The organism is Vibrio sp. 03_296, from assembly GCF_002265885.1.
Map to the genome: position 1 here is coordinate 1 of NZ_NPKW01001287.1, position 471 is coordinate 471.

A 471-nucleotide genomic window follows, 5' to 3' on the forward strand; every position below is an offset into this window, starting at 1 on the left:
CCCGACAGTTCGGGACAGAGTTGTCCAACAAACCCTAAACGACCTCTTAACCCCTATYTTCGAAGAGCAGTTCCATCCATCAAGCTTTGGATACCGCCCAAATCGAAGTTGTCACGACGCCATAAACAAAGCCACCATGTTCATCCGTCGTTATGGTATGCAGCATGTCGTGGATATGGACTTGTCAAAGTGCTTCGATAAGCTCGACCACGAACTTATCTTGAGGAGTATCCGAACACGAGTCACAGACGGCAGCGTGCTGGCACTGATAAATCAGTTCCTGAAAAGTGGAGTGATGGTTGATGGGCATTGGCAGCAGACAGAATTAGGGAGTCCGCAAGGTGGGGTAATAAGYCCACTGATAGCGAAYATCTATCTGGATGCGTTCGATCAGGAGATGCGAAAGCGTGGTCACCGCATAGTGCGCTATGCGGATGATATCTTGATCTTCTGTCGTAGCCGAGCAGGAGC

Annotated in this window: 1 protein-coding gene; it reads left to right on the forward strand. The window is 49.8% G+C overall.

What is annotated here, in order from left to right:
• Positions 1-471 (forward strand): reverse transcriptase domain-containing protein (locus CIK04_RS31580; protein WP_325206062.1); only part of this gene is annotated, 471 nt, incomplete at both ends.